Source organism: Nonomuraea sp. NPDC052116, assembly GCF_040680035.1.
Taxonomy (GTDB): domain Bacteria; phylum Actinomycetota; class Actinomycetes; order Streptosporangiales; family Streptosporangiaceae; genus Nonomuraea; species Nonomuraea angiospora_A.
Genome location: NZ_JBFAWA010000089.1, coordinates 1 through 6255, shown reverse-complemented (window position 1 = coordinate 6255; position 6255 = coordinate 1). Strand labels below are relative to the sequence as shown.

The 6255-nt window shown below is 71.5% G+C and carries 2 protein-coding genes; both read left to right on the top strand.

Translation table 11 applies throughout. The features are described 5' to 3' along the window. A partial coding sequence (locus AB0L65_RS62685; RefSeq protein WP_364267505.1) for an SDR family NAD(P)-dependent oxidoreductase occupies nucleotides 1–3873 on the top strand: 3873 nt, incomplete at its 5' end. Nucleotides 3874–3922: 49 nt separating this feature from the next. Further along, nucleotides 3923–6255 (top strand): type I polyketide synthase (locus AB0L65_RS62680; protein WP_364267502.1); only part of this gene is annotated, 2333 nt, incomplete at its 3' end.

Below are 6255 nucleotides of genomic sequence, written 5' to 3'. Positions count from 1 at the left end.
AACACCACCACCACCCCCAACTGGACCACCCTCATCCCCCACGCCACCACCACCGACCTGCCCACCTACCCCTTCCAACACCACCACTACTGGCTCGAAGCGCCCTCGACCGTCACGAACGTCGACGGGCTGGGCCAGGCCCCCGCGGACCACCCCCTGCTGGGCGCCGCGGTGGAGCTGCCCGATCAGGGCGGAGTGGTCCTGACGGGGCGGATCTCGGTCGCCGCGCATCCGTGGCTGGCCGACCACGCGGTGGGGGAGAAGGTCGTGTTCCCCGGCACCGGGTTCGTGGAGCTGGTGGTGCGCGGGGCCGACGAGGTCGGCTGCTCGGTCGTCGAAGAGCTGACGATCGAGACACCGCTGGTGATCGAACGGGACGAGTCGATCCTGATCCAGGTGGCGGTGGCCGCCGCCGACGAGGACGGCCGGCGCGAGGCGACGGTCTACGCCCGCAGCGGTACGCGGCCATGGACACGTCATGCCGCCGGAATCGTGGCCACGGCGGACACCGGCGACGCGGCGGGCTTCGACTGGAGCCAGTGGCCGCCGGCAGGAGCGCAGGCGGTGGACGTGTCGAACCACTACGAGACGCTGTCCGCCGCAGGGTACGGGTACGGACCGGCGTTCCAGGGACTCAAGCGAGCCTGGGAGCACGACGGAGAGGTCTTCGCCGAGGTGGAACTCGGCGAGCGGGAGGCCGCCGAGGCCGGCCGGTACGGCATCCACCCGGCGCTGCTGGACGCGGCCCTGCACGCCATCGGCGTGGCCGAGCGACTCTCCGACGACTCGAAGATCACGCTGCCCTTCGCCTGGACCGACGTGCGACTGCACGCCTCCGCCGCCAGTCACCTGCGCGTGCGCCTGCGCCGAGCCGACGACGGTGCGGTGACCCTGGAGACGGGCGACTCCGCGGGACAGGCCGTGGCCTCCATCGGCTCGCTGATCCTGCGGGAGCTCGCGGACCAGAAGCTGACCGCGACCGCGTCCTCGTCGTCGCTGCTGCGCATGGACTGGGTGCCGCCGGCGAGCGACCTCGCGGACGCGCCGGTGGGCGACGTGACGGTGGTGGGCGAGCGGTGGCCCGCTCTGGCGGCGGCGATCGAGTCCGCCGGCGGTGGTGTCGAGGAGTACGCGGACGCGGCGGCGTTGGGTGACGCGGTCGCGTCCGGGCAGGCTCTTCCCGCCGCCGTGGTCATGCGCATGCGGGCGGCTGCCGGGCAGGACACGCTTCCGGAGGCGCTGCGGTCGGAGCTGGACCGGGTCGTGGACGTGTTGCGTGACTGGCTGGCCAATGAACAGCTGGCCGAGACCCGGCTGGTGCTGGTCACCAGCGGTGCGGTGACGACCGGTACGGAGGCCGGCAGCGCTCTGGTCGAGGCGGCGGTGTCGGGCCTGGTGCGCTCGGCTCAAGCTGAGAGCCCCGGCCGGATCCTCCTGGTGGACGTCGACGATGCGGCCGATTCGCTCACCACGCTGGCCTCCCTGCTGAGCGTGGAGGACGAGCCGCAGCTGGTGGTGCGGGCCGGCCGGGTGCTGGTGCCCCGCCTCACCCAGGCGAACACCTCCGGCGAGCTCCCGACCCCCGAAGGACCCGACGGCTGGCGGCTGGACAGCCCCGCCAAGGGCTCCATCGACGGGCTGACCTTGATGCCGGCCCCCGAAGCCGACCGGGAGCTGGCCGCCGGTGAGGTGCGCGTGGACGTCCGCGCGGCCGGCCTGAACTTCCGCGACGTGCTCAACTCCTTGGGCATGTACCCGGGCGAGGCCGGAGCGATGGGCGTCGAGTTCGCCGGCGTCATCGCCGAGGTCGGGCCCGGGGTGGACGGGCTGACCGTCGGCGACCGGGTGATGGGCATGGGCGAGGGGACGTTCGGTCCCCGCGTGGTGGCTGATCACCGGATGATGGCGCGGATGCCGCAGAGCTGGAGTTTCGCCCGCGCGGCGTCCGTCCCGGGAGCGTTCGCGACCGCCTGGTACGGGCTGGTCGACCTGGCCGGACTCACTCGCGGCGAGCGCGTGCTGATCCACTCCGGAGCCGGCGGTGTCGGTATGGCCGCCATCCAGATCGCCCGGCATCTGGGCGCGGAGGTCTTCGCCACCGCCTCACCCGCCAAGCAGCACCTGCTGCGGGCGCTGGGCGTTCCCGACGATCACATCGCCTCCTCCCGCGACCTCGACTTCGCCGACGCCTTCACCACGGTCACCGGAGGTGAAGGGGTGCAGGTCGTGCTCAACTCGCTGGCCGGGCCGTTCACCGACGCCTCTCTCGACCTGCTCGCCCCCGGCGGGCGGTTCATCGAGATGGGCAAGACCGACCTGCGTGACCCGGCGGACGTCGAGAACAACGGAATCCGGTACCGCAGCTTCGACCTGATGGACGCCGGGCACGAGCGGATCGGCCAGATGCTCGCCGAACTGCTGGACCTGTTCGCCGGCCAGGAGCTGGCAGGCTTGCCGGTGCGGTGCTGGACGGTGCAGCAGGCCCGCCAAGCCTTCCGCCACATGGCCCAGGCCCGCCACACCGGCAAGATCGTCCTGACCATGCCTCGCGCGCTGGATCCGGACGGCACGGTGCTGATCACGGGCGGCACCGGCGGCCTGGGCGCCATCCTGGCCCGTCACCTGGCCACCGAGCACCAGGCCGGGCATCTGCTGCTGGCCTCCCGCCGAGGAGACCAAGCCCCCGACGCCGACCAGCTACGGGCCGACCTGGAAGCAGCCGGCGCAACTGTCGAGATCACCGCGTGCGATCTGTCCGACCCCGAGCAGGTCACCGCACTCCTCGACCGCGTCCACACCGAACATCCCCTGACCGCGGTCTTCCACGCCGCCGGAGTGGTGGACGACGGCGTGATCGGCTCGCTCACATCCGACAAGATCGACCGGGTACTGCGGCCCAAGGCGGACGCAGCCTGGCATCTGCACCAGGCGACCCGCCACCTCGACCTGGCCGCGTTCGTCCTCTACTCCTCCTCGGCCGCCACCCTGGACAGCGCCGGGCAGGGCAACTACTCCGCCGCCAACGCCTTCCTCGACGCGCTCGCGATCCACCGCCACACCACCGGCCTGCCCGCCCAGTCCCTCGCGTGGGGTGTCTGGGCACCGGAAACGGGTGGCATGACGCGCCAGTTGGGCGACATCGACCTGGAGCGGCTGTCCCGTTCGGGGTTCACCGCGATGGGCGCCGACGAAGGCATGCGACTGCTGGACGCCGCCCTGACCATGGCGGAGCCCTTCCTCGTACCGCTGCCCATGGACGCCCGTGCTCTCGGAGCCCGCGAGGACGGCATCCCCGCCGTCCTGCGCGGCCTGGCGCGCACCCCCGCACGCCGTACCGCCCAGAGCGCGCCATCCGCCTCGGACGGCGAGTCGGCGCTGCAGCAGCGCCTGGCCGGGCTGCCCCCGGCCGAGCAGGAGCGCATGCTGGTCTCGCTGGTACGTACGGAGGCCGCCGGCGTGCTGGGACACGCCTCCGAAGAGCACGTGGATCCGGACAGGAGCTTCAGCGAACTCGGATTCGACTCCCTGACGTCGGTGGAACTGCGTAACCGGCTCGGCAAGGCCACCGGACTCCGGCTGCCGGCGACGCTGATCTTCGACTACCCCAACGCGATCGCCATCGCCGAGTACATGGGCAGCCAGCTCCTGCCGAAGAAGGAACCGGCCGAGTCGCAGGTGCTGCAGAGCCTGGACGAGCTGGGCCGCCTGCTGGGCAAGATCGCCATCGATGTCGAGGCGCGGTCCGAGATCACCGTTCGCCTGCAGAAACTCATGGACGAGTGGCGCGGCGACCGATCCGGAACGGACGAGGAGAGCAAGGTGCGCACGGCGAGCGCCGACGAGCTCTTCTCGCTGATCGACCAGGGCCTTTAGGTCCCCCAGGAAACGCAGACTCGAAACCCCTTAGGGAAGGCGGGACGGCATGGCTGACGAAGAGAAGCTCCTCGCGTACCTGCGGCGAGTGACCGAGGATCTCCAGCAGGCCAACCGACGTTTGCGTGAGGTCGAGGAGAAGGAGCGCGAGCCGATCGCGATCGTGGCGATGAGCTGCCGCTATCCCGGCGGGGTGAACTCGCCGGAGGACCTGTGGAAGCTGCTGCTGGAGCGCGAGCAGGGGATCGTCCCGTTCCCGAAGGACCGGGGCTGGGACCTGGAAGCGCTGTACGACCCCGACCCGGACAGCAGCGGGACGACCTACGCGCGCTCGGGTGGGTTCGTCGAAGGGGCGGACGAGTTCGACCCCGCGTTCTTCGGGATCAGCCCGCGTGAGGCCGTGGCGATGGACCCGCAGCAGCGGCTGGTGCTGGAGGTCTCGTGGGAGGCCCTGGAGCGGGCCGGCCTCCATCCGGCTTCGTTGCGCGGCACCTCCGCGGGCGTCTTCATCGGCGCCTTCGCCAACGACTACGAGGTGGGCCGAGGTCCCCTGCCCGAGGGCAGCGAGGGTTACCTGGGGACGGGCAACTCCAGCTCCGTCATCTCCGGCCGGGTCGCGTACACGCTGGGCCTGGAGGGCCCCGCCGTCACGGTGGACACCGCCTGCTCCTCCTCGCTCGTCGCCATCCACATGGCGTGCCAGTCGTTGCGCACCGGAGAGAGCACGCTCGCGCTCGCGGGCGGCGTGACGATCATGGCCACGCCGGAGCTCCTCGTGGACTTCAGCCACCAGCGCGGCCTGGCGCGGGACGACCGCTGCAAGGCGTTCTCCGACGAGGCCGACGGCACCGTCCTGTCGGAGGGTGTCGGTGTGCTGGTGCTGGAGCGGTTGTCGGATGCGGTGGCCGCTGGTCATCGGGTGTTGGGGGTGATCCGGGGGTCGGCGGTCAATCAGGACGGGGCCAGTAATGGTTTGACGGCTCCGAACGGTCCTTCGCAGGAGCGGGTGATCCGTCAGGCGCTGGCCAATGCGGGGTTGTCGGGTGCTGAGGTGGACGCGGTCGAGGCGCATGGCACGGGGACCGCGCTGGGGGATCCGATCGAGGCGCAGGCGTTGCTGGCGACGTACGGGCGGGATCGTGGTTCGGCCGAGCCGTTGTGGCTTGGGTCGGTGAAGTCGAACATCGGGCACACGCAGGCCGCTGCGGGGGTGGCCGGTGTGATCAAGATGGTGCTGGCGATGCGGCACGGTCTGTTGCCACAGACCCTGTACGTGTCCACGCCCACGACCCATGTCGACTGGGAGCAGGGACAGGTTCGGCTGCTGGAGCAGGCGCGGGACTGGCCGGAGCCCGCGGACAGACCGCGGCGGGCGGGTGTGTCGTCGTTCGGCGTGAGCGGGACGAACTCGCACGTGATCGTGGAGCAGCCTCCCGAGCCGGAGCCGCAGGAGGAGACGCCTGGGAGCACTCCTGTGATCTCCGGTGTGGTGCCGTGGGTGGTGTCGGGGCGCGGTGAGGAGGCGTTGCGCGCTCAGGCGTCCCGGCTGGCCGAGTATGTGGTGGCACGTCCGGAGTTGCCCGTCGGGGAGGTCGGCCTGTCGCTGGTACGCACGCGGCCGGTGTTCGAGGACCGTGCCGTCGTCATGGGCGCCGACCGGGAGGAGCTGCTGAGCGGGCTGCAGTCGCTGGCGGCGGGGGAGCCCGGTGCCGGGGTGGTGGCCGGTTCGGTGTCGGGTACGGCGTCGGGGCGGCGGGAAGCGGTGCTGGTGTTCCCCGGTCAGGGGGCGCAGTGGGCCGGGATGGGGGTGGAGCTGGCGCAGGCGTCGCCGGTGTTCGCCGCCCGGCTGGAGGAGTGCTTCAGCGAGATCCGGCGGTGGGTGGACTGGGACCCGGCCCAGGTGCTGGCCGACGCCGATGGGGCCGGGCTGGACTCGATCGAGAGGCTGCAGCCGGTCGCCTTCGCGGTCGGAATCGCGCTGGCCGAGCTGTGGGAGTCGGTCGGCGTCCGCCCGACGGCGGTGGTGGGCCACTCACAAGGTGAGGTGGCGGCAGCCTGCGTGGCCGGGGTGTTGTCGCTGGCCGACGCGGTGCGGGTGGTGGTGTTGCGCAGCCGGTTGTTCGCCGCCGAGCTGTGGGGACGCGGAGCTATCGCCGCCGTGGGGCTGCCTGCCGAGACCGTGCGCGAGCGTGTCGCCTCGCTGGGCGGGGAGCTGGAAGTGAGCGCGGACAACGGGCCTGCTTCGTGTGCGGTGGCCGGGCCGACCCAGGCGCTGGAAGAGCTTGTCGAGGGCCTGCGCAGTGAAGGAGTGCGGGCGCGGGTGATCGCGACCACGGTGGCCTCGCATTCACAGATGGTCGAACCTCTGCGGGAGCAGTTGCT